The following is a 23,059-nucleotide window of genomic DNA, read 5'->3' as shown; positions in this document are numbered from 1 at the left end:
CGCTCGCACGCATCCGCCATGGTGCCATGCGGCCGACCCCGAAGGCCGCCGCCGCCATCCGCTGCGCCGCGCCGCGCGATTGCCGGGGCTGCGGACGCGCCCTATATCCGTGCCATGCAGATCCCGTTCGACAACAGCTACGCCGCCCTGCCCGAGCGCTTCTATGCCCGCGTCGCGCCGACGCCGGTGACCGCGCCGCAGCTGATCAAGCTCAATGGCGCGCTGGCGGACGAGCTCAACCTCGACGCCGGCTGGCTGGCCTCCCCCCACGGCCTCGCCGTGCTCGCGGGCACCAGCGTCCCCAGCGGCGCCGACCCGATCGCCACCGCCTATGCCGGCCATCAGTTCGGCCAGTTCGTGCCGCAGCTCGGCGACGGCCGCGCCATTCTGCTCGGCGAGGTGATCGACCGCCACGGCCGCCGCCGCGACCTGCAGCTCAAGGGCGCCGGCCCGACCCCGTTCTCGCGCCGCGGCGACGGCCGCGCCGCGCTCGGCCCGGTGCTGCGCGAGTATCTGGTCAGCGAGGCGATGGCCGCGCTCGGCATTCCCACCACGCGAGCGCTTGCCGCGGTGCTGACGGGCGAGCGCGTGCAGCGCGAGACCATGCTGCCGGGCGCCGTGCTGACGCGGGTGGCGGCGAGCCACATCCGCATCGGCACCTTCCAGTTCTTCGCCGCGCGCGACGACCGCGATGCCATCCGCCGGCTCGTCGATCATGTCGTCGCCAGGCACTACCCCGACATCGCCGGCGATGCCCACCCGCCGCGCGCGCTGCTCAAGCAGGTGATCGCACGGCAGGCGGAGCTGGTGGCGCGCTGGATGCAGATCGGCTTCATCCATGGCGTGATGAACACCGACAACATGTCGATCGCCGGCGAGACCATCGACTATGGCCCCTGCGCGTTCATGGATGCGTACGATCCAGCGACCGTGTTCTCCTCCATCGACCAGAACGGCCGCTACGCCTATGCCAACCAGCCGCGCATCGCGCTGTGGAACCTGACGCGCCTCGCCGAATGCCTGCTGCCGCTGTTCGACGACAGCCAGGAGACGGCGATTGAGATCGCCAAGGAGATCCTGAGCGCCTTCTCGCCGGCGTTCGACGCCGCCTTCACCGGCGGGATGCGCGCCAAGTTCGGCCTTGCCGGCGCGGAGGGCGACGACGAGCTGATCGGCGAGTTCCTGCAACTGATGGCGCAGCAGGAGATGGATTTCACCCTGACCTTCCGCCGCCTCAGCGACGCCGCCGATGGCGACGCCTCGGAGCTGCGCGCGATGGTCGCCGAGCCCGCAGCGCTCGACGCCTGGCTGACGCGCTGGCGGGCGCAGCGCGGCCCGGGCGCGCCCGACGCCGCGGCGCTGCGCGCCATCAATCCGGCGTTCATCCCGCGCAACCACCGCATCGAGGCGGTGATCGCAGCCGCAACGGCCGGTGACACTGCCCCGTTCGAGGAGCTCGCCACGGTGCTGGCGCGGCCGTTCGACGCGCAGCCGCAGTTCGCCGCCTATGCCGAGCCGCCGCGGCCGGACCAGCGGGTGCTGCAGACCTTCTGCGGAACCTGAGCCCGGCCCCGCTCCGCCGGGTCCGGATCATTTTCGTTAACTTCGATTCGTTGATTTTCCCCACGCCGCGCCCGCTTTCGGCACCATGCCGCCAGTCTGCCCGAATTGATCGCAACGATCGATCGACAAGGGACGACCCACGATCGGCCGCGGGATCGACGATGGGGACAGCGACGATGATCCGATCTGACATCTTCACGCCTGCCATCTTCACCACCGGCAAGTTCACCGCCGCGTGGTTCACGATCGCGTTCCTCACGGGCCTTGGCGTGATGGTGGGCATGACCACCGATCCCAGCCAGGGAACGCCGCATCCGCCGGCCAAGCCGGACCAGCTCGCCATGATCGCCCGCCCGGTGAGCGCACCTGCGCCCACAGCTGACGGCGGCACGCTGACCAAGTCAGACCGGCTCGACCTCACCGCGCGGCCCGCCGCCGACACCGCGGCAGTTGCGCCAGCCGTCGCGCCCGCCCCGGCCGCCGCTGCTCCCGCCGTCGCCGCTGCGCCCGCGCGTCCCAATCCGCCGGCTGTCGCCGCGCGCTGGGACAACGCCAACGCCAGCGCCGTCGACACCCGGTCCGTCGGCGCCAGAGCCGCCGACACCAGGGCGGTTGACGCCAGGCCCGCTGCCGCGGCCGCGCCCAAGCCGGCGCCGCCCAAGCCCGCAGCGCTGGCTACGCGCCCGCCGGCCCCGGCCAAACCTGCGGTCGCCGCCGCCCGCCAGGAGATCAGGCCGCCAGCCGATGTGCGCTCCGCGCCGCCCCGTGTCGCGGCAAGGCCCGCTCCCGCGCGCTCCGTCGCCAGCGCGCGGACGTGCCAGCCATCGGACAATCCGTTCAGCGGCCTGCTGCAGTCGCTGAACCTGATGCAGCGCTGCGACGGCTAGAGAGCGTCGGCGCGCGACGTGCGCGCCGCTTCGCGTGAAGAAAACGCGTCAAAACAAATAACGAGCGCGCGTTCGTCATTCCATCAAAAGCGAACGTGCTCCAGTCGCCGCGCGGCAACGCCGCGGCGCGCAGCGATCCGCAGCATCACCCGGCCGGCGCATCGCCTTGCGGCGACGTGCGTTTGCGCCGGGCATCACGCGGCGCGGACCTCGACGACAAAACCCTTGAAGCGCTCGGCGAGGTCTTCGGCCTGCCGCGACAGGTCGCCGGCGGCATCGAGGACATGCTGGGCGGCCGCGCCGGTGCTGCCGGCGATTTCGCTGACACCGCCGATGGTGCTGGTGACCTTGTGCACGGCATCGAAGGTCTGCTGGGTGTTGCGCGCGATCTCGGCCGTCGCCTCGCCCTGCTGCTCGACCGAATGGGCGATGTTGCTGGCGGTGCCGCTGACCTCGCCGATGGCGGCGGTGATGCTCTGAATCGCGGCGACCGCGTCACGCGTCGCGTCCTGGATCTGCGCCACCTGCGCGGTAATGTCCTCGGTCGCCTGGCTGGTCTGCTGCGCCAGCGTCTTCACTTCGGCAGCCACCACCGCAAAGCCGCGCCCGGCATCGCCGGCCCGCGCCGCCTCGATGGTGGCGTTGAGCGCCAGCAGGTTGGTCTGTGCCGCGATGCTGGTGATCAGGCCGACGACGTCGCCGATGCGCTGCGCGCCGTCGGCGAGCGCCCGCACGGTGTGATCGGTGCGGCTGGCTTCGCTCGCCGCGGTGCCGGCCATCTGCGCGGTCTGCGCCACCTGGCCGCTGATATTGCCGATCGAGGCGCTGAGCTCCTCGGCGCCGGCGGCAAGCGACTCGACGTTGGCGCTGGCCTGCGCCGCAGCGCCGGCGACCGCCTCGGCCTGACGGCCGTTCTCGGCGGCGTTCGCGCTCATGCCGCGCGCGGTCGTCTCCAGCGAGGTCGACGACGCGGCAAGACGCTCGACCAGGCTGCCGACCCGGCTTTCGAAATCGGTGAGCAGCGCGTCGAGCTTCGCGGTGCGGCGCTCCTTGGCGCCGCGCTCGGCCTCCTGGCTGCGCGCCATCGCCTCGGCCTCGATCGCGCCCTGCTTGAGCGCCTCCATCGCCACCGCCATGCGGCCAATCTCGTCGCTGCGGTCGCGCGCCGGCACCTCGACGCCGTAATCGCGGCGCGCGATGCGCTCGATCGCGCCGGTCATCGCCACCACCGGCGAGACGATGCGGCGGGTGAGCAGGCTGAGCGCGAACACGGTGCCGATCAGCAGCGCGATCACCAGCGATGCCATCACCGCGATGCTGATCGCCGCCGAGCGCGCATTGGCCGCGGCATGGTCGCGCGCGAACTGCAGCGCGGCGTCCCGCAGCTTGAGCGAGGCCAGCGCGCCATCGACCAGGCGGTTGCCGAACGCGACGGGCTCGATCGCATAGGTGCCGCCCTTGCGGCCGGCATCGACGACCTCGCGGTACATCGGCATGGTGTCGTCCATCGCCTTGCGCGCCTCGGCCGCGATGCCCGACAGATCGACGGTGCCGGCGAGGCGGCGGACGATGGAATCGACCGCACCCCAGTTCAAACTGATCGAGGTATCGACCCCGTTGAGGCTTTCGAGCAGCGCCGGGCTGAACGGCTTCCTGGCGTTCATCACCACCAGCAGCGGGCCAGTGCGGCCGGCGGTGAACACGCGCATCTGCCAGGCGCGGCGGGCGAGCTCGGTGAGATCGAGCACCGCGGCGTCCTGCAGCAGCGCCGTGGTGTCGCCGAGATCCATCGCCTCGTCGAGATCGCTCGACGCGCGCGCGCCGAGCGCGGCGAGCACCGTCGGGAACAGCTGGCCATCGCGCTCCGCCGGCGGCTTCACATTGGCTTCGGCGACCTTGCCGCGCCAGTTGGCGAGCGAAGCGCGCAGCGCGCGCAGGATCTCGAGCTGCCGCGCGGTGGTCGGCGACGCCGCCGCCGCGATGTTGTGCTCGACCGCGGCGAGCACGCCGTCGGTCGCGTCCGACGCGGTGCGGATCCGGCCCTTGGCCTGATCGCCGGCGACCTCCGGCGACACCAGGCTGTCGAGCATGGCGACGCGCTCGGCGGCGATCTTCTCCATCAGCGACAGCAGGCGGCTCCGCACCTCGACAACCTCGGCAATGCGGCCGGCGGTGCGATACTGCATGACGGCCTGGGCGAGCAGATAGAGCCCGAGCGCGGCGGTGGTCACCGCGAGGGCCGACATGCAGAGCGTGAAGAGAGTCCTGATGCGCATCACAGGGTTCCAGTTGAAGGGGGCGACGTCGTTAAAGATTTGGTAAATTTGTAGGGATCAGTCGTTAAATCCCGGCTAATAGGCGGTCCGTCCGCAAGTTCCGCCCGGTGGAACCGACGTGCCGCACGCAGCGCCAGTTCCATGCAACCGGGTATTTTACGGGTCATGTTGCGCAAGCGTGACAGTTTCGACGCGGCGGCGTGCTACGCTCGTTGCGTCAGTTCGAACGGCATGGGGGCATGCCGTGTGGTTGTTCGTGCCGGGGGTCTCCTTGGGGAAACACGCAATGAACCAACGCTTGCGAACATTGACGGGCGTCATCACCGTCGCCGTGCTTGCCATCGCCTCGCATGACGCGGATGCGCGCGCCCGCAAGTCCCACGCGCATGCTCACGCGTCCTCTCACGCCTCCCATGTCCAGCACGCAAGGACCGCGCGCGCGGCTGCGAAAGCCGATCGTGCGCGGCATGCCTCACGCGCTTCGGCCTCGGCCATCCCGTTGCCGCGGCCGCGCCCGTCGCTCGACGCCGCCGCACTGAGCCCGGCCGGTGCACCGGTGATCGCGCCAACCGCGCTGTCCGGCGACCTCGCGGTGGTGAAGCAGGCGCTCGATCTCGTGCGCAAGGGCAAGGCGCGCGACGCCGCGGTCCTCAAGAGCGCGCTCGGCGATCCCGTGGCGCAGACGCTGGTCGAATGGCTGATCCTGCGACACCCGGACGGCGTCAGCAGTTTCGCCCGCACCGCCGCGTTCATCGCCGACAACCCGGCCTGGCCGGTGCGCCTGCTGCGCACGCGCGCGGAAGGGCTGCTGTGGCAGGAACGCAGCGATGCCGCGACCGTGCGGCGCTTCACCGCCGACCAGCCGCTCAGCGGCAAGGGACGCCTCGCGCTGGCGCGGGCACTGCTCGCCATCGGCGACCGCGACGGCGCCCAGCACCAGGTGCGCGTGGCGTGGCGGACGCAGGAGCTGTCGGAGCGGCTGGAGGGCGAAGCCTTCGCTGCATTCGAGCCGCTCCTCACCCGCGACGACCATCGCCTGCGCATGGACCGCCGCATCGGCGCCAGGGATTTTGCAGGCGCGATGCGCGCGGCGAAACGGCTCGGCAGCGGCGCGCAGGCGGCGGTCAAGGCCTGTGCCGCGGTCAACGGCGGCGCGAGCAACGCCGAGGCGCTGCTCGACGCGGTGGCGACCGACCTGCGGCAGGATCTCGGCTATGTGCTGTGCCGCGCGCAGTGGCTGATGCGCCGGGAGCGTTATGCGGACGCCGGCAAGCTGATGCTGGCCGCGCCGCAGCGGGAGATGGCCCTTCAGGACACCGACCAATGGTGGCGCGAGCGGCGTGTGCTCGCCCGCAAGCTGCTCGATCTCGGCGACGCTGAAGCCGCCTATGGCGTGGTGCGCGACGCCGCCCCGCCGGCCAACGACAACTATCGCGCGGAAGCCCGCTTCATGGCGGGCTGGATTGCGCTGCGCTACCGCAGCGACGCGACCGCCGCGCGCGACCACTTCGCCCATATCGACGACGGCTCGCGCAATCCCATCGTGCTGGCGCGGGCGAACTACTGGCGCGGCCGCGCCGCGGAAGCCCTCGGCGACAACGACGCCATGCGCGCCTTCTTCGAGGCTGCCGCCGCCCATCCCACCGCCTATTACGGCCAGCTTGCGCGCGGACGGCTCGGCCTCGAGCGGCTGACGCTGCGCCCCGCGCCGCAAGCCGAACTGGACATGAGCCCCGCACCGGCGGACGACCGCCTGCGCGCCGCCGACATGCTCTATGCCGTCGGCGAGCGCGACCTGGTGCTCGGCTTTGTCAGCGACCTTGCCGAGCAGGACGACGGCGTCACAACCCTGGCCGCGCTCGGCGAACTGACCGCGCGCCACAACGATGCCCGTGCGATGCTGGAGATCGGCAAGACCGCGCTCGCCCGCGGGCTCGCGCTCGACGCCTACGCGTTTCCCGCGATCGGCGTGCCGGCGCACCGCCCGATCGGCCCCGAGATCGAACGTAGCCTGATCTTTTCCGTCGCCCGCACCGAGAGCGCGTTCGACCAGCGCGACATGTCGCCGGCCAGAGCGGTCGGCCTGATGCAGGTGACGCCGGAGGCTGGGCGCGACACCGCCAAGCGGTTCGGCGTGGCCTATGACTGGAACAGGCTGGTGTCGGACCCCGTCTACAACACCCAGATGGGCGCGGCCGAACTCGCCGCGCTGCTGCGCGAATATCGCGGCTGCCACATCATGACCTTCGCCGGCTACAACGCCGGCCGCGGCCGGGTGCAGCAATGGATCAAGCAGTATGGCGACCCGCGCGATCCCCATGTCGACGCCGTCGACTGGGTGGAGCGGATCCCGTTCGCCGAGACGCGCAACTATGTCCAGCGGGTGATGGAGAACCTGCAGGTCTACCGTGTCCGGTTCGGCACCGAGGCGACGGCGCAGCCCGCGCCCGACCGCGGGCCCGGCGAGCCGTCCCCTCTCGAGGTGCAGGCCGCCGCCGTCAAGTGAGGACCGGCAGCGGCGCTAAAAATCCAGCTTGTCGCGGATGGCGTCGAGCCCTGCCCGCGCGCAGGCCTCGTCCTTGTCGCCGCCAGGCGCGCCGGACACGCCGATGGCACCGAGCAGCGTGCCACCGGCCTCGACCACGAGGCCGCCACCGAGGAAGGTGACGCGCGGCAGCTGGCCAAGGCGTGCATCGAGCTGGCCGTCCCGAACCGATTTCGACAGCGCCGCGGTGTCGGCGCGGAAGCCGAGCGCGGTCCACGCCTTGTCGGTCGCGGTGCGCGATGCCGGCAGGCCGGCAAAGCGATCGCGCAGCAGCACCTGCGGCTCGCCGAAACGGTCGAGCACCACGACCGCAACCTGATAGCCGTCGGTGCGGCAGCGCTTCAACGCCGCCTGCGCCGCTTCCAGCGCGACATCCGGCGACAGCGACTTGTAGGTGACGGTTGCGTCCTCCGCGCGCGCAGCGGCGAGCGAGGCGGCAAGGATGAGAGCAGCGGCGCAAAGCGGAGCTTTCATCGGCGCATCCTTGAGCTGCCCTCGAGACCTCGCACCCGTCACGGCTTGAGATACGTCCAGCCCTGCTCCTGCAGCTCCATCAGGCGTACCGCGCCCGACGGCACGAGGCTCGCCTGCGGAACGATGGCGATGGCATGGCCCTCGCGCTTCTCCATGCCTTCCTTGGTGTTGTTGCAGGCGGAGAATTTGACCTGGGAGGGAAAGGCGAATTCCGCCATCTCGCGCAGGCGATCCTTCACCGGCGAAGAGTCATCGCGGAACATGGCGAGGCCGGGACCGTAGGCGACGACCTCGATCTGCACGTCCTCGCCCTTGCCCTTGTAGTATTCCATGATGTTGGCGGCGTTGTTGAGCGCCAGATTCATCACCGCCGGATCGTTCTGGTCGACCTGGATGGCGACGTGATGGGTCTTCACCTCGGCAGGCGTCGTGGCCTTGGCATCGGTGGCTTTGGCGTCGGCCGCAACGGCGCCGGTGGCGGCGAATGCAAGGCCACACAGCGCGAGCAGCATGGCGGCGGCCCTGATCGGTGTACGCATGGACGTCTCCTCCATCTCCCCCGCTTCGTCTGTCAGGGGCGTACGATCGTGTAGCCGGTTTCGGCGAGCGTGAGAAGCTGCGCCACGCCGGCCTCGACCTCGACCGCGCGCGGGTTGATGTCCGGGCGCTTGCCACTTTCGCGCGCGATGGTGTCCAGCGTGTTGCCGCAGACGTCGAAGCGCACGCCCTGCGCCACCAGGCTGTCGACCAGCGCGCGGTTGGCGTTGTCGGCCTTCAGCAGGTCGATGCCGGGGCCGAACGCCACGACCTCGATCGCCACCTTGTCGGGGCCGTAGAACTTCAGGAGGTTGTAGGCGACGCTGATGACGAGGCTCTCCTTCTTCGGGTCATTGTCGGAGAGCTGCAGCGCCAGCTTGTGCTCGGCGAACGGCTTGTCCAGCGGGGGAACGTTCTGGGCCGCGGCGGGGGGGACCATCGCGAAACTCAGCGCGAGGGCGACCGCCGCCAGCGCGAGGCCGGTTCGCAGACCGACACGCGCCCGCCGCAGCAGGAGGTAGGCATTGGCTGTCGCATCGAACATGAACGTCACCTGCATTTCATCGTCACCCTCTGCACACCTGCACGCTACTGACGCAGGTTACGGCGTTTCGGCCCGCAGTGCCATGGCAGGACGCTTCACACTCTGCGCGTCATCACCGGGCTTGTCCCGGCAATCCAGCTTGCTCTCCGCAAACGCCAAGCTGGATCACCGGGACAAGCCCGGTGATGACGCTGAATGTGCGGCAACGCAGAAGACAGCCGATCTCCATCCTCACCCCTGCGCCGCATAGCCCGGATTGTCCTCGACACCGCTGAGCGTGACCGACGGCTTGCCGGCCGCCGCCATCTTGCCCGCGCGCAGGTGGGCGGCGACGGTGTCCCACACCGGCGCACCCTTCTGCTCGTTGACGGAGGCCCAGCCGGCGACCTTGTAGGTCTTGCCGGCCTCGATCGCGGCCCCATTCGCCAGTCTGAGATCGGAGATGCGCCGGCCGACCGTCTCGGTGGGCGCGCAGGTGTAGGCGAGGCCGCCGAGCCGCACCATGTCGCCGCCCTGCTGGTAATAGGGATCGAGGTTGAACAGGTTGTCGCAGACGTCCTCCATCACCGCCTTGAGCTGCTCGCCAGTCATCGGCTGCACATAGACCTCGGGATAGGTCATCGCCGTCTGCCCCAGCAGGTCGCCCATGGTGAGCGGCGCGCCGGCGAGCACCGTCGGGCCCCAGCGGAAGCCCGGCGACAGCGCGATCTCGGCGTCGAGGCCGCTGCGCAGCGCGTCGCAGATCACCTCGTCCATGGTGCCGTTGAAGTTGCCGCGGCGGAACAGCAGGCGGTCGGCGACGGCGAGCTGGGTGTCGAACGCCGCCGCATGCGGCGCGCGCAGCCGCGCCAGCAGCGCGGCCATGTCCGCGTCCGGCTTCAACCGCTCGCTGAACACCGGCAGCAGGCGGTAGCGCACGTCCTTGACGCCGCCCTTGCGCAACTCAAGGTCGAGCACGCCGAGGAATTTGCCGTTGGAGCCGGCATTGGTGACCAGCGTCTTGCCCGTAGCGTTGCTGACCGCGATCGGCTGCGGCACCGCGTCGTGGGTGTGGCCACCGAGAATGACGTCGATGCCACTGACGCGGCTGGCGAGCTTGAGGTCGACATCCATGCCGTTGTGCGACAGCAGCACCACCGCATCGACCTTGTCGGCCTCGCGCAGCCGGTTGATCAGCTTCTGCAGCTCGTCGTCGCGCACGCCGAATGTCCAGTCCGGCGTGAAGCGCTTGGGATGCGCGATCGGCACATAGGGGAACGCCTGGCCGATGATCGCGACGCGATGGTCGCCCATCTCGCGGATGACATACGGCTTGAAGACGCGGCCGGTGTCCTTGTCGAAGGCGTCGGCGTCGTTGAACGCCGCCTCCTCGGTCAGGAAGACGTTCTGCGCCAGGAACTCGCCCTTGAACGCCTTGAGATTGGCGCGCAGCACCTTCTCGCCATAGGTGAACTCCCAGTGCCCGGTCATGGCGTCGATGCCGAGCAGGTTGGCCGCCTGCACCATGTCAGCGCCCTGCATGGCGTTGGCGAGGCCGCTGCCCTGCCACAGGTCGCCGCCATCGAGCAGCAGAGAGCGCCCCGGCGGCACCGCGGCGCGCAGGCGGTCGACCAGTGTCTTGAGATGGGCGAAGCCGCCCATGCGGCCGAACTGCTGTGCGCCTTTGCCGAAGTCGAGGAAGGTCAGGGCATGCGCCTCGGCGCTGCCGGGCGCGATGCCGAACTGCTTGAGGAAGGCGTCGCCGACGAGATGCGGCGGCCGTCCGCGCATCGCGCCGACGCCGATGTTGATCGACGGCTCGCGGAAATGCACCGGCTCGAGCTGCGCATGGGTATCGGTCATGTGCAGGATGCGCGCCTGCCCGAACGGCGCGAGATCATAGAGGTCGCCGCCATCCGCGGCTGCCGCCATGCGTGGCAGGCCGAGCACCACGGGTGCGGCGAGTGCGGCTTTCAGGAGATCACGTCGGTGCAGCGGCATGGGTGTCCTCGCGGTCCGGTTCGCGGTTCATTTCGTCAGCAACAGAAGCCGTCAGGTGAGAGCTCAAGGGGCCGACGGCATCTCCGTTCATTCTGCGTCGTGGCCGGAGCCATCCAGCTTCGTCTGCGACGCGCGGCCCATCAGATGGATCACCGGGTCAAGCCCGGTGATGACGCTTCATGTGGGGAGACGCATGGCCATGATCGGGCTGCTGCATCGCCCGACGCTTCAAGCGACGAACGGCGCCATCAAAGCTCAACGCAGCTCCGCATCCCGCCACAGATCCTTCTCGCGCAGCGCCTGGGCGATCGAGGCGTCGGCCAGGGCCTTGGCCTCCTTCGCCAGCGCCGTCGCCTTGTCGAAGTCGCCGGCCTCGCCGGCCTTGCGCGCGGCAGTGAGCGCGGCATCCGTCGGCGTCCACTGGTTGCGCAGTTCACCGGCGCGCTTGTTGGCGGCCTCGGCCTCCGCCAGCGCCGCCTTGAACGCGGCATCCGGCGCCTGCGCACGCAGCGGCGACAGGCCGAGGCCGAATGCGACGGCGAGGATCACGACAGCGGATCGCAGCATGGCGGTGTTTCTCCCGGTGATGGCGTCGATGCGCCCGCCGTCTCCTGCGCGCGCTCCCCTCCTCATGGTGAGGAGGCGCGCCAGCGCCGTCTCGAACCATGAGGCCCGGGCCTCATCCTTCGAGACGCGGCCAAACGGCCGCTCCTCAGGATGAGGCACATAGCTCTTGGCCGCACACCTCATGGCCGTGCTCCCGGGCCGGAGATCGGCAGGCCGTTGGCGAGGTAGGACAGGTAGTATTCGAGGTTGCGGTATTCCGGCGCCTGCGGCTCCAGCGGCGTGCCGCGCACCTGGCTGTTGCAGGTGGTGAAGCGGCGGCTGATGGTGCCCATGCCGCCCCATTCCGAGCGATAGATCGGCATGGCGTTGAGAATGCCGAGCGCCGGCGCCAGCACCTCGGCGCGGATGCGCTCGCCCGGGCTCTGGATGTGGCAGCTCGCGCAGGAGAAATTGAGCTGGCCGCGGCGCTGGTAGAAGTACTGCTTGCCCGCCTCGTAGGCTTCGAGCGCGCGCGGGTCATCGGGAATCTTGATGGCGAACGGTTTGCCGCGCGAAGTCATCGCCATGTAGGCGGTGACCGCGGCCATGTCGTCCTTGACGTAAGGATAAGGCTTCTCGCCGTTCGCCTCGAGGCAGCGATTGACCGCGAGCTCGAGCGTCACCACCTCGCCCTTGTCCTTGTCGAAATAGGGATAATCCTGGCGGATGCCGATCCCCTGGTTGGGGAAGCAGTCGGCCAGCGTCTTGCCGTTCTTGAACGGCTGCGCCAGCAGCTCCTTGCCGCGGTCGACAGCGAAATCGTAAGGCGGAAAGTCCTCCTTCTCGATCCACTGCTTGCGCATGTCCTCGTTCATCGAATAGGGGCCGTTGACGAAATCCTCCAGCGGCACCTTGGGAAACTTCTTGACGAAGTAGTCGCGGAAGACCTTGAAGTCCTTCTCCGGCGTCGAGGCATCGATCGCCGCGGCCGGACGCGGCACAAGGCCCGCCACCAGAGCGGCCGACACGGCGGCGATCATTGCGAGCGTCGCGACGTTGCGCATCGTTGCGTTTCCTCTGCACCCTGTTCCTGGTCATTGCCGGGCTTGACCCGGCAATCCAGCTTTGTCTCGCGGAGAAGCGCTGAAGCTGGATGCGCGGGTGACCTTAGTCCTGGCGATCCGTCGAAGACGGATCGCGCTGCCCGCGCATGACGCTAACCAAGCCCTCCGCGCGTGAGAGCGACAGCTAGCCGATCTTCGCGGTCAGCGTGTCGGTCGCGCCCTTGTTGTCGACCCAGGTGATCTTGAGGTCGTCGCCCTTGGCGCCGCCCTTGAACGCGAACTTCACGAACGGGTCCTTCGACACCGCCGGGCCCCACAGCGCGGTGAACACCACCTTGCCGCCGGTCTCAAAGGTCACGGTCTCGATGTGGTGGGGCGGGATAAGGTCGCCCTTGGCGTCCTTGACGAAACCGGAGTCCATCGGATGCTGAATCAGCGCCTGGACTTCGGTGGTCTCGGTGCCGGCGGTGGCGCGCACGCGAATGGTCGATGCCATGATGTCTCTCCCTCTGCCCTGCTCAGCCGCCGCAGCCGCCGACGGTGACCTTGACTTCCTTGGTGGCGCTGAACAGCTTGCCGCCGGCCTCCACCACCGCGATCACATTGCCGGTCTTCGCCATCTTCAGCCGGTTGGCGACCATCGGCACCGTGCCCTCCGGAATCTTGTAGGAGGCGGCGAGCGCGTTCGGGTTCTCCGCGACCAGGATCGCGATCGAGGTCACGTTCGGCAGCGAGGTCGACACGCTGATCGGCACCACCGCGCCGTTCTCGGCGATCTCCGGCGCCTCCAGCTTGACCTTGTCGGAGGCTTCAGCGGCCTTGCCGTACAGCGACTTCAGCGCGTCAGCATCCGACTTCTGCTTGAACGCATCGGCCGGCCAGCCCGCGGCATCGGCGGCGAACGCGGCGACTGCGCGCAACGCGTTCAGCCCCGCGCCGGCAACCACGGCGAGCGCGGCACCGCGCAGCACCGTGCGGCGCGAGGTGTGCGCACCGCCTCCGAACAACATCTCCTTCAGGCTGGCACTCAGGGTTGGCATCATCTTCTCCCAGTCAGATTGCGATCCCGGCTTACGGCCGAAATCCGAGCCCTGCTTACAGTGTGTAGAGAAAATCGACCACCGCCGATATCTCTTGGTCGTTGAGAATGAGGTTGCGGCCGAACGGCGGCATCATGGTCTGCGGGTTGCGCCGCGTCTCGTCGGTGACGATGCCGACCAGTTCGTTGCGGTCCGGAAAGCGGGCCTTGATGTCGCTGAGCGCCGGACCGATGGTGCCCGGCAGCTCACCACCCTTGATGTCATGGCAGGACAGGCAGTTGCCCTTGCCGCGATCGAACGCGATCGCCTTGCCGTCGAGCGCCGGCGACTGCGCCCGCGCCGCTGTTGCGACCACAAGCCCCGCAATGACGATCCAAGCCCCGATCCTGTTCATGCGCTTCCCTTCGCGATGTCCCGGCCCTGTTCGGATCATTTCGGCTGCATGGCGTCAAGCGGTCCGGTGGTGCGCGGCGTCAGGTCACGCCCTTCCGCGGTCGAGACGATGGTGATCGCCTTGGGATCGGCGCACTTGGTCATGCACACCTTGCTCGGCGTGTCGGGCCGCGGGTCGCTCCAGATGAAGTTGTCGTGGTTCGGCATCCTGACCTTGGGCAGACTGTCCTTGTCGGCGACGAAATCGTCCGGCACGACACCGTTGAGGCTCAGGATATAGGCGGTCAGCGCGTAGACGTCGTCGGCGGACAGCGTGTGCGGCGTCGGCATCGGCATGGCGCGGTTGATGTAGTCCCACAGCGTGACCGCGAACGGCCAGTAGCTGCCGACTGTGGGCTCGGGACGCTCGCCGGTCAATGTTCCATTGCCGCCGACCAGTTTGGGAAACCGCCCCTCGCCCTCGCCGAAGGTACCGTGGCACACCGCGCACTGGTCGGCAAACACGTCGGCGCCATGCGACGCGCTGCCCTTGCCCGGCGGCAGGCCCTTGCCGTCGTCGCCGCGCGCATCGATGTCCCAGCCGGCGATCTCGGCTGCGGTCGGCGCGCGGCCGTAGCCGAATACTTGCGTCTCGCCCGCGAGCGCACCGCCGCCTCCGGCGAGCAGCGCAGCAAAGACGACGGCACCAACGATCCGGCGCGAACGCCGCTCAAGCGGTCTGGACATCGAACACGCTCCCGTCGGCCTTCACCTGCCAGGTCTGGATCGCATTGTTGTGGTAGACGGAGCTGATGCCCCGCACCTTTCGCAATTGCGAAATCGTCGGCTGCACATAGCCGGTCTCGTCGATGACACGGGATTCCAGCAGCGCCGGACGGCCGTCCCAGCGCCACGGCAGGGTGAAGCGCGTCAGCGCCTTGGACAGCACCGGCTCCTTGAGCTCCGCCTTCTGCCAGTTGACACCGCCGTCGACGGAGACATGCACCTCCTTGACCTTGCCGGCACCGGTCCAGGCAAGGCCGCGGATCTCATACAGGCCCGGACCACTCAGCGGCTTCTCGGGGCATGGGAACGTGATCACCGACTTGGCGTCGATCGCCCAGGTGAAGCCGCGCGATTTTCCATCCGGCATCAGGTCGGTGTATTTCGAGGTCTCCTCACGCGAGTACCATGGGCGGTCGCCGATCTTGATGCGGCGCAGCCACTTGATGTTGACGTTGCCTTCCCAGCCCGGCACTACGAGGCGCAGCGGATAGCCCTGCTCGGGACGCAGCGCCTCGCCGTTCTGGGCATAGACCACGAGGCAATCGTCGAGGCACTTGTCGAGCGGCAGGCTGCGCGTCATGTGCGCGCCATCGGCGCCTTCCACCAGCACCCACTTCGCCTCTTTCTTCAAGCCGACGTCGGCGAGCAGCGTCGACAGCTTGACGCCGGTCCACTCGGCGCAGCTGATCATGCCATGGGTGAACTGCAGCGAATTGAGCTGCGCCGCGCGCCACTCCATGCCGCCATTGGCCGGGCATTCGATGAAATGGACGCGCGAGGTCGAGGGGTAGCGCAGGATGTCCTTCATGGTCAGCAGCAGCGGCCGCTCGACCAGGCCGTGGATCATCAGGCGATGCGCGGCGGGATCGACATCCGGCCGGCCGGCGTGATGGCGCTCGAAGAACAGGCCGTTCGGCGTGATGATGCCGTGCAGGTCCTGGATCGGCGAGAAGCTGACGGAGGATTCGGTGCCGGCGGTGAGCCAGGGCACGTTGCGGCGGATGACGCCGGCCTCCTGGTCGGCCGGACGGCCATAGGGGCGATCGACCACGCCGGCGCCGAGCGACTGCGACCAGGGCGAATCCGCCGGCGGCGCCGCGTCCTCGCCGGCTTCCGCCCCGCCGCCTTGCAGCAGCAAGCCGGCGGCCAGCGCGCCGGAGGTCCGCAACAGCGACCGCCGCCCGATCAGGCGGACCGTGCCGCCGTCGTCGCGCAGCGCGGACACCCCGCCGGTGCGCGCAGCGAGCCCGCGCCAAAATTTACTCTGCACGTCGCCTCCCTCGCCTGTAATCTTTCCCGATCGCCGGCGCTTTTAAAATCTTTGTCTCTCGGGTATCCGTGACTGCTAAATTAGTCAATGCTAAAGTAGCTGGTGCTAATTGTTTTGAACGGCGTCGTCGTGCAGCGCAACATAGTGGAACGCGTTGAGACGATGATGCGGATCGGGAGCCGACCATGGACATGCAGACCTCCCGCGCGGCGAAGGCACGCGCGGCGCAGGACAGCGAGCGGCGCGAGCTGGCGCGCCAGGCCGCGGACGCCGCGCGGCTGATGAGCCTGCTCGGCAACGCCAACCGCCTCTTGATCCTGTGCTATCTGATGACCCGCAAGGAGATGAATGTCGGCGAGCTCGCCGCCGCCATCGATCTCAGCCAGTCGGCGCTATCGCAGCACCTGACGAAATTGCGCGCCGACGGTCTCGTCACGTCACGGCGCGACTCCCAGCACATCTATTACCGCATCGCCGATCCGCGGGTCGGCAAGCTGATCAAGACGCTGAAGAAGCTCTATTGCGACGACATGACATGATGCCGATGCGCCCTTTTCTCGCGGCGCTGTTCGCCGCGCTGCTCGCCCCTGCCCCGCTCCTTGCGGAAACGCCTGCCGCCTACGCGCCGCTGACGCTGCCACTCGCGGTCCAGCAGGTGCCGGGCAAGCCGATCTTCTACAGCGTCGGCAATCCCGGCGTGCCCGGCAATGCCAACGAAGGCAACACCTCGAACGCCGGCTATGTCGTCACCGACGACGGCGTCGTGGTGTTCGACGCCTTGGGCACGCCGAGCCTCGGCTTCGCGCTGCTCAACGACATCCGCACGCATACCGACAAGCCGGTGCGCTTCCTGGTCGCGAGCCACTATCACGCCGATCACATCTACGGGCTGCAGGCCTTCAAGGATCATTCCGCCGCGGTGATCGTCGCGCAGGACCACGCCACCGAATACCGCGACAACGACGAGACCCAGGACGAGCGCGCCGCGCAACGCCTCGATCAGCGCCGCGGCGCGCTGTTTCCCTGGGTCGACAAGAACACCCGCGTGGTGCCGCCGGACCTCACCTTCAATGACCGCGCGACGCTTGCGGTCGGCGGCAAGCGCTTCTCGCTGATCAACGCCGGGCCGGCGCACTCCAGCAGCGACATCATGATGATGGTCGAGCCCGACGGTGTGCTGTTCGCCGGCGACATCGTGCAGAACAGCCGCATCCCGTTCATGAACGGCGACGACGTCGACACCGCGCAATGGCTGAAAGCGCTCGACACCGTGCTGAAGCTCGAGCCCAGCTACATCATTCCCGGCCATGGCAAGCCGTCGGCGGCCGCCAAGGAAGCGATCGCGTTCACCCGCGACTACATCACCTATGTGCGCGCGGCGATGGGCAAGGCGGTGGAGACCTGGACCGACTTCGACACCGCCTACCGCGATACGGACTGGTCGAAGTACAAGGATTTTCCGGCGTTCGACGCCAACAACCGCGGCAACGCCTACCGCATCTACATCGAGCTGGAAGGCGCGCAGTTCAAGAAGTGAGGCCCGCGCACGCCGGAGGCGGCGACGGCACTCCGTAGCCCGGATGAGCGCAGCGATATCCGGGAGCCGTGCTCACTGCCTTCCTCCCCGCATATCGCAGCGCTCATGCGGGCTAATGGCCGCTGTTTCAGGGCCGCAATGCACTTCCACGCTTTCAGCGTCATCACCGGGCCGGCGCCAACGGGTCCGCGCGAAGCGCGGCCCGATGACAGGCTCCGCGCCGTGACCCGGTGATCCAGCTTCAAAGCTCGAGTTATGCTGTGAGCAAGCTGGATTGCCGGGTCTTCGCCCGGCAATGACGCATTGGGTGTGGCGAGCTCCCAAGATGAACCGGGCAGCCGTGGGTTCGCTCTGCGCATCCGCTAGCGGACCTCTTCCACCCCCTCGCCCTCTCACGCTGGATCATCGGGTCGCGGCACGCCCGCATGCCGCCCCACCCCACTTGACTCAATCATAACTCGCCAGTTATAGGTCAATCAATAACCAGCGAGTTATTGATTAGGAAATGTCGACCACCCACGATGTGCTCTTCCGGACGCTTGCCGACCCCACACGGCGGGCGATCTTCGAGCGGTTGTGCCGCGAAGGCGAGCAGACGGTCGGCGCCCTGACGGCCCGATCCGGAGTCTCGCAACCGGCCGTCTCCAAGCATCTCGGGGTGCTGAAGCAGGCCGGGCTGGTGCACGATCGCCATGAAGGACGCCAGACCCATTACAGCGCGCAGCTCGGCGCGCTCGCTCCGCTGATCGACTGGACGAAGCAGATGGCCGGTTTCTGGGAAAACCGGTTCGACCACCTCGAAGACCTGCTCAAAAGGATGGACCAATGACCAACGCCGCGACCGAAACGCGCTCCGTCGTTGTCGAGCGTGAGATCCCGCATCCGCCGGAAAAGCTCTGGCGCGCGCTGACGCAACCACACCTGATCGCGGAGTGGCTGATGAAGAACGACTTCAAGCCTGTCGTCGGCCATCGTTTCAATCTGCGCGGCGACTGGGGCGGCGTGCTCGACTGCGAGGTCCTTGCCATCGAACCGCATCGCACGCTGTCCTACACCTGGGATCACGTGCACGACGATGCCGCCTTCAATCTGAAGAGCGTCGTGACCTTCACCCTCACCCCAACGAGCACGGGGACCCATCTGCGCGTCGAGCAGGCGGGCTTCCACCCGGATCAGAAGCAGGCCTACGGCGGCGCCAGATTCGGCTGGCAGAAATTCCTCACTGACCTGGAGCAGGTCGTGGCGCGGACGGACTGACGTCCGCCAGCATCCATCACAACTCAACTTCGGAGGAGATTCCCTTGAACTGGAACGTTTGGATTCGGCAGGTCCACCGCTGGCTGTCCATCGCCTTCACGGTCGCGGTCATCGCCAACATCATCGCCATGGTGCAGGAGAAACAAGCCATCTGGGTTGGGCTCCTGGCCCTGTTCCCGCTCGTCCTGCTGCTGCTCAGCGGCCTTTATCTGTTCGCACTGCCCTATGTCACGCGGTCGCGCACCGGCGCGCCTGAGGTGACGCGCGCGGGACAACAGCCATGACAAAAGCGGCAACGCCCATGAAGACGACGAAGAGCGGCGCGACGGACAAGCAGACGGGAGACTCGCCGTCCCACCTGATCGACGCGCGGATCAAGGAGCTCGGCGACTGGCGCGGCAAGACGCTCGGCCGGCTCCGTGCTCTAATTAAAGAAGCCGATCCCGACATCGTCGAGGAGTGGAAGTGGCGCGGCGTGCCGGTGTGGTCGCACGACGGCATCATCTGCACCGGCGAGACCTACAAGAGCGCCGTGAAGATGACCTTCGCCAAAGGCGCGGCGCTGGACGATCCCGCAGGCCTGTTCAACTCCAGTCTCGACGGCAACACGCGGCGCGCCATCGACGTCCACGAAGGCGAGGAGATCAACGAGAAGGCGCTGAAGACCCTCATCCGCGCCGCCGTGACCCTGAACACCGCCAAGGTCCGCGCCAAGATCCGCAACTGACGGGATCGCAACGACCGGGAGCGGGCGCCTGCGCCGCCCGGCCACAATTGCGGCGGCGGACAATGTCATCCACATGTCCGGATTTTACGGCGCGCGATCTTGCCAATCGCGGGCCCGCGCGACATCCTCCCGACCGAGCCGACCACGCCGCCAGTCCGGAGAGCGCCGATGTCGATGCCGAGCCTGACGTCCCCCGCCCTTACCGCCGAATCCCGCCTCGCCCGCGCCGACCGTGCCGCGCTGCGGCATATTCCCGGCGACGAAGGCTGGCCGCTGATCGGCCGCACCTTCAATGTCCTCGCCGATCCGCTCGGCGAGGCGCAACGCATGGCGAAGCGCTTCGGCCCGGTCTACCGCTCGCGGCTGCTCGGCGAGACCAGCATCGCGCTGCTCGGCCCGGAGGCCAACGAGTTCGTCTATCTCGACCAGACCAAGCTGTTCTCCTCGACCCATGGCTGGGATTCGATCCTCGGCCTGCTGTTTCCGCGCGGCCTGATGTTGCTCGACTTCGACGAGCACCGGCTGCACCGCCGCGCGCTGTCGGTGGCGTTCAAGGCCGGGCCGATGAAGTCGTACCTCGCCCAGCTCGATGCCGGCATCGCCGCGCGCGTCGCGCAGTGGCGGCAGACGCCCGGCGAGATGCTGTTCTATCCGGCGATGAAGCAGCTCACCCTCGACCTTGCCGCGACCTCGTTCCTCGGCACCGACATCGGCGCCGAGACCACCGAGGTGACGCGCGCCTTCGTCGACATGGTGGCAGCGTCCGTCGCCGTGATCCGCAAGCCGCTGCCCGGCAGCCAGATGGCGCGCGGCGTCGCCGGCCGCAAGCGCATCATCGCGTATTTCTCCGAGCAGATTCCGATCCGCCGCGCCCGCGGCGGCGACGACCTGTTCTCGCAGCTGTGCCAGGCGACCCACGAGGACGGCGCGCTGCTGTCGACGCAGGACATCGTCGACCACATGAGCTTCCTGACCATGGCGGCGCACGACACGCTGACGTCGTCGCTGACCTCGATGGTCTACTTCCTCGCCGCCGACCCGCAATGGCAGCAGCGCCTGCGCGCGGAGGTCGAGGCGCTCGGCCTCGCGCCCGGCGAGCCGCTGCCGTTCGACAAGCTGGAGGCGCTGCCGCTGACCGAGATGGCGTTCAAGGAGGCGATGCGGCTCAACCCGCCGGTGCCCTCGATGCCGCGCCGCGCCACGCGCGACTTCAGCTTCCGCGGCTTCACCATTCCCGCCGGCACGCTCACCGGGGTCAACACGCTCTACACCCATCACATGCCGGAGCATTGGCCCGAGCCGGAGATCTTCGATCCCCTGCGCTTCACCGACGAAGCGCAGCGCGCACGGCACCGTTTCGCCTATGTGCCGTTCGGCGGCGGCGCCCACATGTGCCTGGGACTGCACTTCGCCTACATGCAGGCCAAGTGCTTCGCGGTGCACCTCCTGCGCAATCTGACGGTGTCGGTGGCGCCGGGCTACACGCCGGCGTGGCAGATGTGGCCGATCCCCAAACCCAGGGACGGCCTGAAGGTGACGCTGGCGCCGCGCGGCTGAGGCGGCGATGCCGTTCGCGGTCGACCTGTTCTTTTCATTCCGCAGTCCCTACAGCTACCTGGCGCTGCACAAGACCAGCCGCATGGTGAAGGACTACGACGTCGACGTGCGGCTGCGTCCGGTCTATCCGCTCGCGGTGCGGGTGCCCGGTTTCTTCAAACGCGCCGATCCGCGGTTCGCGCGCTATGTGGTGCGCGACAGCAAGCGCGTTGCTGACTACGAAGGCATCCCATTCCGCTTTCCGCGGCCCGATCCGATCGTGCAGGACATGGCGACGCTCGAGGTCGCAGCCGAACAGCCCTACATCCACCGCCTGACCCGCCTCGCCGCCGCGGCGCAGCTCGACAACCGCGCGCTCGCCTTCACTGCGGCGATCGCGCCGGTGCTGTGGGACGGCAGCGTCGCCAACTGGACCGAAGGCGACCACCTGGCGCGCGCCGCGGCCGCCGCCGGCTTCGACCTCGCGGCGCTCGATGCGGCGATCACAGCCGATCCCGATCGCTATGAGGCCGTCATCGCCGACAACGAGCGCGACCATGCCGCGTCCGGCCACTGGGGCGTGCCGACCTTCGTGTTCGAGGGCGAGCCGTTCTTCGGCCAGGACCGCATCGATCTCCTGATCTGGCGGATGACGCAGAAGGGCCTGACCCAGCGCATATGAGCGTGCCGCGCGGGGCGCGCGCGTTGCTGAAGCGAAAGAGCTGCCGTCAGGTCGGCTGCAGCGCCGGCACGCGCAGGCGGCCGCGCAGGCCCGCGACCGCGCCGGCGAAAATGCCGGCGACCGCGACGAACGAGCCGATCGACAGCGTCGACACGCCGGTGAGGCCCTGGCCGACCGAGCAGCCATAGGCGAGCGCGCCGCCGCAGCCCATCAGCGCGGCGCCGCCGATCGAGCGCAGCATGTGATTGGCCGAGCTGAAGCCCTCGACGTGAAAGCCGCGGGTCAAGGCCGCAGTGATAAAGCTGCCGGCGATCACGCCGGGTACCAGCGCGGTGCCGAAGCTCATGGTGAGGCCGGTGGAGAGCATGACGTATTGCAGCGTGTCGGACAGCGGCGCGACAAAGGTCAGCGACGTCACCGGCACCGGATTGAAATCGTCGGCGCCGACATAGCCGGTGGCGAGCCAGCCGGCGACCACCAGCGCGCCCATGGCGAGACCGGCGGCGACCTGCAGCGGCGCGCGGCGGAAGCGTGCGTCGGCGAGCGCGAAGATGGCGAGCGGCACCGCGACCAGCAGTGCGGCGGCGACATGCGCGGCGCCATCGCCAAGGCCGAGATGGGCGGCGATTGCCGGCAGCGCATTGAAGGCCGGCGTCGCCTGCGACCACTGCAGCAGCGCGATGCGCAGCGGTGCGACGAGGCCCTTCAGCGTCATCTGCGCCACCACCGCGATCACCAGCACCACCACCAGCGAGCGCAGGTTGCCGCGGCCGAGCAGCACCAGTGCGCGCGAGGCGCAGCCATTGGCGAGGATCATGCCGTAGCCGAACAACAGGCCGCCGGCGAACATCAGCGGCGCGGAGAACTGCGGCTGCAGGTAGATCGACCTGGAGAGATCAACGAGGTCGGTGGCGGCGGCAAGCTGGGTCGCCAGCACCGCGACGGCGGCGGCAAGCGCGAAGCTGCGGAGCTTGCGGCCGTCCTGCGCCTGCAGCCAGTCCTTGATGCTGCTGTTGAGACAGAAGCCCGACAGCAGCCCGACCGAGCCGAACACGAGGCCGATCAGAAAGGCGAGAACCACGACGATGAACGTTGGAGAGGACACGGCCAGCCCGCCCGATGCGCATTAAACCCTTGCAAGGATTAGTAAATAAGGGAGGGGGCGATTGCGGTCCATTGCCGCAGGGAAATAAGGACAGATGTCGCTCGCCGAGGGCGAAAAACAGATGATTTATTCTAATAATTTTACTAAAAAGAGAAAATAATTTCCAGAAGAGATCGGTACGTCGAGGACCTGAGAAACCTCATGCTGCACGCCCCTCCCGCGCCGGCAACGCATTTGCCCGACACAAAAATGGCACGAGGTGCGCCGGCGAACCGGCGCACCTCGCACGAAACTTCAGATGGCACTGGCGCGGATCCGCGCCGGCCGACGT

At 68.2% G+C, this 23,059-nt stretch carries 24 protein-coding genes; 11 read left to right on the top strand and 13 right to left on the bottom strand.

Annotated features, from left to right (window positions below; translation table 11 throughout):
• Positions 1–114: 114 nt before the first annotated feature.
• A complete protein-coding gene (locus AB4Z37_RS16210) occupies positions 115–1,563 on the top strand; it encodes a protein adenylyltransferase SelO (protein WP_441517763.1) in 1,449 nt (482 codons plus the stop codon).
• A 176-nt stretch (positions 1,564–1,739) separates the two neighbouring features.
• A complete protein-coding gene (locus tag AB4Z37_RS16205) occupies positions 1,740–2,450 on the top strand; it encodes a hypothetical protein (protein WP_441517762.1) in 711 nt (236 codons plus the stop codon).
• A 194-nt stretch (positions 2,451–2,644) separates the two neighbouring features.
• On the opposite strand, the gene AB4Z37_RS16200 is transcribed toward AB4Z37_RS16205, so the two are convergent.
• On the bottom strand, positions 2,645–4,726 hold the full coding sequence (locus AB4Z37_RS16200) for a methyl-accepting chemotaxis protein (RefSeq protein ID WP_441517761.1): 2,082 nt from the start codon (positions 4,724–4,726) through the stop codon (positions 2,645–2,647).
• 286 nt (positions 4,727–5,012) lie between these two features.
• On the opposite strand from AB4Z37_RS16200, the gene AB4Z37_RS16195 reads away from it, so the two are divergent.
• Entirely contained in the window at positions 5,013–7,232 is a 2,220-nt protein-coding gene (locus tag AB4Z37_RS16195; protein WP_441517760.1) for a transglycosylase SLT domain-containing protein, read from the top strand.
• A 15-nt stretch (positions 7,233–7,247) separates the two neighbouring features.
• Here AB4Z37_RS16195 and AB4Z37_RS16190 read toward each other — a convergent pair whose 3' ends face one another.
• From AB4Z37_RS16190 to soxC, 11 genes are all read right to left on the bottom strand, one after another.
• Positions 7,248–7,745 carry a GlcG/HbpS family heme-binding protein gene (locus tag AB4Z37_RS16190; RefSeq protein ID WP_441517759.1) on the bottom strand — a complete coding sequence of 166 codons (498 nt, stop codon included), beginning with the start codon at positions 7,743–7,745 and terminating at the stop codon, positions 7,248–7,250.
• Positions 7,746–7,783: 38 nt separating this feature from the next.
• Positions 7,784–8,257, bottom strand: a complete 474-nt coding sequence (locus AB4Z37_RS16185; protein WP_441517818.1) for a DsrE family protein — start codon at positions 8,255–8,257, stop codon at positions 7,784–7,786.
• A 59-nt stretch (positions 8,258–8,316) separates the two neighbouring features.
• Positions 8,317–8,826 (bottom strand): DsrE family protein, encoded by a 510-nt coding sequence (locus tag AB4Z37_RS16180; protein WP_441517758.1) that lies wholly within the window; start codon positions 8,824–8,826, stop codon positions 8,317–8,319.
• A gap of 231 nt (positions 8,827–9,057) precedes the next feature.
• Entirely contained in the window at positions 9,058–10,806 is a 1,749-nt protein-coding gene (gene soxB / locus AB4Z37_RS16175) for a thiosulfohydrolase SoxB (protein ID WP_441517757.1), read from the bottom strand.
• Between the two features lie 255 nt (positions 10,807–11,061).
• Complete coding sequence (locus tag AB4Z37_RS16170; protein ID WP_441517756.1) at positions 11,062–11,373, bottom strand: hypothetical protein; 312 nt, start codon at positions 11,371–11,373, stop codon at positions 11,062–11,064.
• 179 nt (positions 11,374–11,552) lie between these two features.
• A complete protein-coding gene (gene soxA, locus AB4Z37_RS16165; protein WP_441517755.1) occupies positions 11,553–12,416 on the bottom strand; it encodes a sulfur oxidation c-type cytochrome SoxA in 864 nt (287 codons plus the stop codon).
• A 184-nt stretch (positions 12,417–12,600) separates the two neighbouring features.
• Positions 12,601–12,912: a thiosulfate oxidation carrier complex protein SoxZ gene (gene soxZ, locus AB4Z37_RS16160; RefSeq protein WP_211965363.1), complete on the bottom strand. Its 312-nt coding sequence runs from the start codon at positions 12,910–12,912 to the stop codon at positions 12,601–12,603.
• Between the two features lie 22 nt (positions 12,913–12,934).
• The gene (soxY, locus tag AB4Z37_RS16155) at positions 12,935–13,456 is read right to left on the bottom strand and encodes a thiosulfate oxidation carrier protein SoxY (protein WP_441517754.1); all 522 of its coding nucleotides are present in this window, start codon (positions 13,454–13,456) and stop codon (positions 12,935–12,937) included.
• A 55-nt stretch (positions 13,457–13,511) separates the two neighbouring features.
• The gene (soxX, locus tag AB4Z37_RS16150) at positions 13,512–13,850 is read right to left on the bottom strand and encodes a sulfur oxidation c-type cytochrome SoxX (RefSeq protein WP_441517753.1); all 339 of its coding nucleotides are present in this window, start codon (positions 13,848–13,850) and stop codon (positions 13,512–13,514) included.
• Between the two features lie 35 nt (positions 13,851–13,885).
• Positions 13,886–14,575 (bottom strand): c-type cytochrome, encoded by a 690-nt coding sequence (locus AB4Z37_RS16145; protein ID WP_441517752.1) that lies wholly within the window; start codon positions 14,573–14,575, stop codon positions 13,886–13,888.
• Positions 14,559–15,803 (bottom strand): sulfite dehydrogenase, encoded by a 1,245-nt coding sequence (gene soxC, locus AB4Z37_RS16140; protein ID WP_441517817.1) that lies wholly within the window; start codon positions 15,801–15,803, stop codon positions 14,559–14,561. Before soxC ends, AB4Z37_RS16145 begins: the two co-directional genes overlap by 17 nt.
• A 272-nt stretch (positions 15,804–16,075) precedes the next feature.
• Between soxC and AB4Z37_RS16135 the strand changes: the two genes are divergently transcribed.
• The 8 genes from AB4Z37_RS16135 (at position 16,076) to AB4Z37_RS16100 (ending at position 21,623) form a co-directional block, all read left to right on the top strand.
• Entirely contained in the window at positions 16,076–16,423 is a 348-nt protein-coding gene (locus AB4Z37_RS16135) for an ArsR/SmtB family transcription factor (protein WP_441517816.1), read from the top strand.
• Positions 16,424–16,428: 5 nt separating this feature from the next.
• Positions 16,429–17,421 carry an MBL fold metallo-hydrolase gene (locus AB4Z37_RS16130; RefSeq protein WP_441517815.1) on the top strand — a complete coding sequence of 331 codons (993 nt, stop codon included), beginning with the start codon at positions 16,429–16,431 and terminating at the stop codon, positions 17,419–17,421.
• Between the two features lie 505 nt (positions 17,422–17,926).
• Positions 17,927–18,250 (top strand): ArsR/SmtB family transcription factor, encoded by a 324-nt coding sequence (locus AB4Z37_RS16125; RefSeq protein WP_441517751.1) that lies wholly within the window; start codon positions 17,927–17,929, stop codon positions 18,248–18,250.
• Positions 18,247–18,678, top strand: coding sequence for an SRPBCC family protein (locus AB4Z37_RS16120; RefSeq protein WP_441517750.1), 432 nt, complete (start codon positions 18,247–18,249; stop codon positions 18,676–18,678). The genes AB4Z37_RS16125 and AB4Z37_RS16120 overlap by 4 nt, the downstream gene beginning before the upstream one ends.
• Positions 18,679–18,722: 44 nt before the next feature.
• Complete coding sequence (locus AB4Z37_RS16115) at positions 18,723–18,962, top strand: hypothetical protein (protein ID WP_441517749.1); 240 nt, start codon at positions 18,723–18,725, stop codon at positions 18,960–18,962.
• Complete coding sequence (locus AB4Z37_RS16110; protein WP_441517748.1) at positions 18,959–19,405, top strand: DUF1801 domain-containing protein; 447 nt, start codon at positions 18,959–18,961, stop codon at positions 19,403–19,405. Before AB4Z37_RS16115 ends, AB4Z37_RS16110 begins: the two co-directional genes overlap by 4 nt.
• Positions 19,406–19,573: 168 nt before the next feature.
• Positions 19,574–20,962, top strand: coding sequence for a cytochrome P450 (locus tag AB4Z37_RS16105; protein ID WP_441517747.1), 1,389 nt, complete (start codon positions 19,574–19,576; stop codon positions 20,960–20,962).
• Between the two features lie 7 nt (positions 20,963–20,969).
• Positions 20,970–21,623 carry a 2-hydroxychromene-2-carboxylate isomerase gene (locus AB4Z37_RS16100; protein WP_441517746.1) on the top strand — a complete coding sequence of 218 codons (654 nt, stop codon included), beginning with the start codon at positions 20,970–20,972 and terminating at the stop codon, positions 21,621–21,623.
• Positions 21,624–21,669: 46 nt separating this feature from the next.
• Here AB4Z37_RS16100 and AB4Z37_RS16095 read toward each other — a convergent pair whose 3' ends face one another.
• Positions 21,670–22,728 (bottom strand): YeeE/YedE family protein, encoded by a 1,059-nt coding sequence (locus tag AB4Z37_RS16095; RefSeq protein WP_441517745.1) that lies wholly within the window; start codon positions 22,726–22,728, stop codon positions 21,670–21,672.
• Between the last annotated feature and the right edge of the window lie 331 nt (positions 22,729–23,059).

It is taken from the genome of Bradyrhizobium sp. 2TAF24, assembly GCF_052115025.1.
Taxonomy (GTDB): Bacteria; Pseudomonadota; Alphaproteobacteria; order Rhizobiales; family Xanthobacteraceae; genus Bradyrhizobium_A.
This window is presented reverse-complemented; position numbering and strand designations above follow the sequence as displayed.

Coding starts and splice junctions, on each gene's coding strand:
- AB4Z37_RS16210 (WP_441517763.1), top strand. CDS start 115: ATGCAGATCCCGTTCGACAACAGCTACGCCGCCCTGCCCGAGCGCTTC.
- AB4Z37_RS16205 (WP_441517762.1), top strand. CDS start 1,740: ATGATCCGATCTGACATCTTCACGCCTGCCATCTTCACCACCGGCAAG.
- AB4Z37_RS16200 (WP_441517761.1), bottom strand. CDS start 4,726: ATGCGCATCAGGACTCTCTTCACGCTCTGCATGTCGGCCCTCGCGGTG.
- AB4Z37_RS16195 (WP_441517760.1), top strand. CDS start 5,013: ATGAACCAACGCTTGCGAACATTGACGGGCGTCATCACCGTCGCCGTG.
- AB4Z37_RS16190 (WP_441517759.1), bottom strand. CDS start 7,745: ATGAAAGCTCCGCTTTGCGCCGCTGCTCTCATCCTTGCCGCCTCGCTC.
- AB4Z37_RS16185 (WP_441517818.1), bottom strand. CDS start 8,257: ATGCTGCTCGCGCTGTGTGGCCTTGCATTCGCCGCCACCGGCGCCGTT.
- AB4Z37_RS16180 (WP_441517758.1), bottom strand. CDS start 8,826: ATGTTCGATGCGACAGCCAATGCCTACCTCCTGCTGCGGCGGGCGCGT.
- soxB (WP_441517757.1), bottom strand. CDS start 10,806: ATGCCGCTGCACCGACGTGATCTCCTGAAAGCCGCACTCGCCGCACCC.
- AB4Z37_RS16170 (WP_441517756.1), bottom strand. CDS start 11,373: ATGCTGCGATCCGCTGTCGTGATCCTCGCCGTCGCATTCGGCCTCGGC.
- soxA (WP_441517755.1), bottom strand. CDS start 12,416: ATGCGCAACGTCGCGACGCTCGCAATGATCGCCGCCGTGTCGGCCGCT.
- soxZ (WP_211965363.1), bottom strand. CDS start 12,912: ATGGCATCGACCATTCGCGTGCGCGCCACCGCCGGCACCGAGACCACC.
- soxY (WP_441517754.1), bottom strand. CDS start 13,456: ATGCCAACCCTGAGTGCCAGCCTGAAGGAGATGTTGTTCGGAGGCGGT.
- soxX (WP_441517753.1), bottom strand. CDS start 13,850: ATGAACAGGATCGGGGCTTGGATCGTCATTGCGGGGCTTGTGGTCGCA.
- AB4Z37_RS16145 (WP_441517752.1), bottom strand. CDS start 14,575: ATGTCCAGACCGCTTGAGCGGCGTTCGCGCCGGATCGTTGGTGCCGTC.
- AB4Z37_RS16135 (WP_441517816.1), top strand. CDS start 16,076: ATGCAGACCTCCCGCGCGGCGAAGGCACGCGCGGCGCAGGACAGCGAG.
- AB4Z37_RS16130 (WP_441517815.1), top strand. CDS start 16,429: ATGCGCCCTTTTCTCGCGGCGCTGTTCGCCGCGCTGCTCGCCCCTGCC.
- AB4Z37_RS16125 (WP_441517751.1), top strand. CDS start 17,927: ATGTCGACCACCCACGATGTGCTCTTCCGGACGCTTGCCGACCCCACA.
- AB4Z37_RS16120 (WP_441517750.1), top strand. CDS start 18,247: ATGACCAACGCCGCGACCGAAACGCGCTCCGTCGTTGTCGAGCGTGAG.
- AB4Z37_RS16110 (WP_441517748.1), top strand. CDS start 18,959: ATGACAAAAGCGGCAACGCCCATGAAGACGACGAAGAGCGGCGCGACG.
- AB4Z37_RS16105 (WP_441517747.1), top strand. CDS start 19,574: ATGTCGATGCCGAGCCTGACGTCCCCCGCCCTTACCGCCGAATCCCGC.
- AB4Z37_RS16100 (WP_441517746.1), top strand. CDS start 20,970: ATGCCGTTCGCGGTCGACCTGTTCTTTTCATTCCGCAGTCCCTACAGC.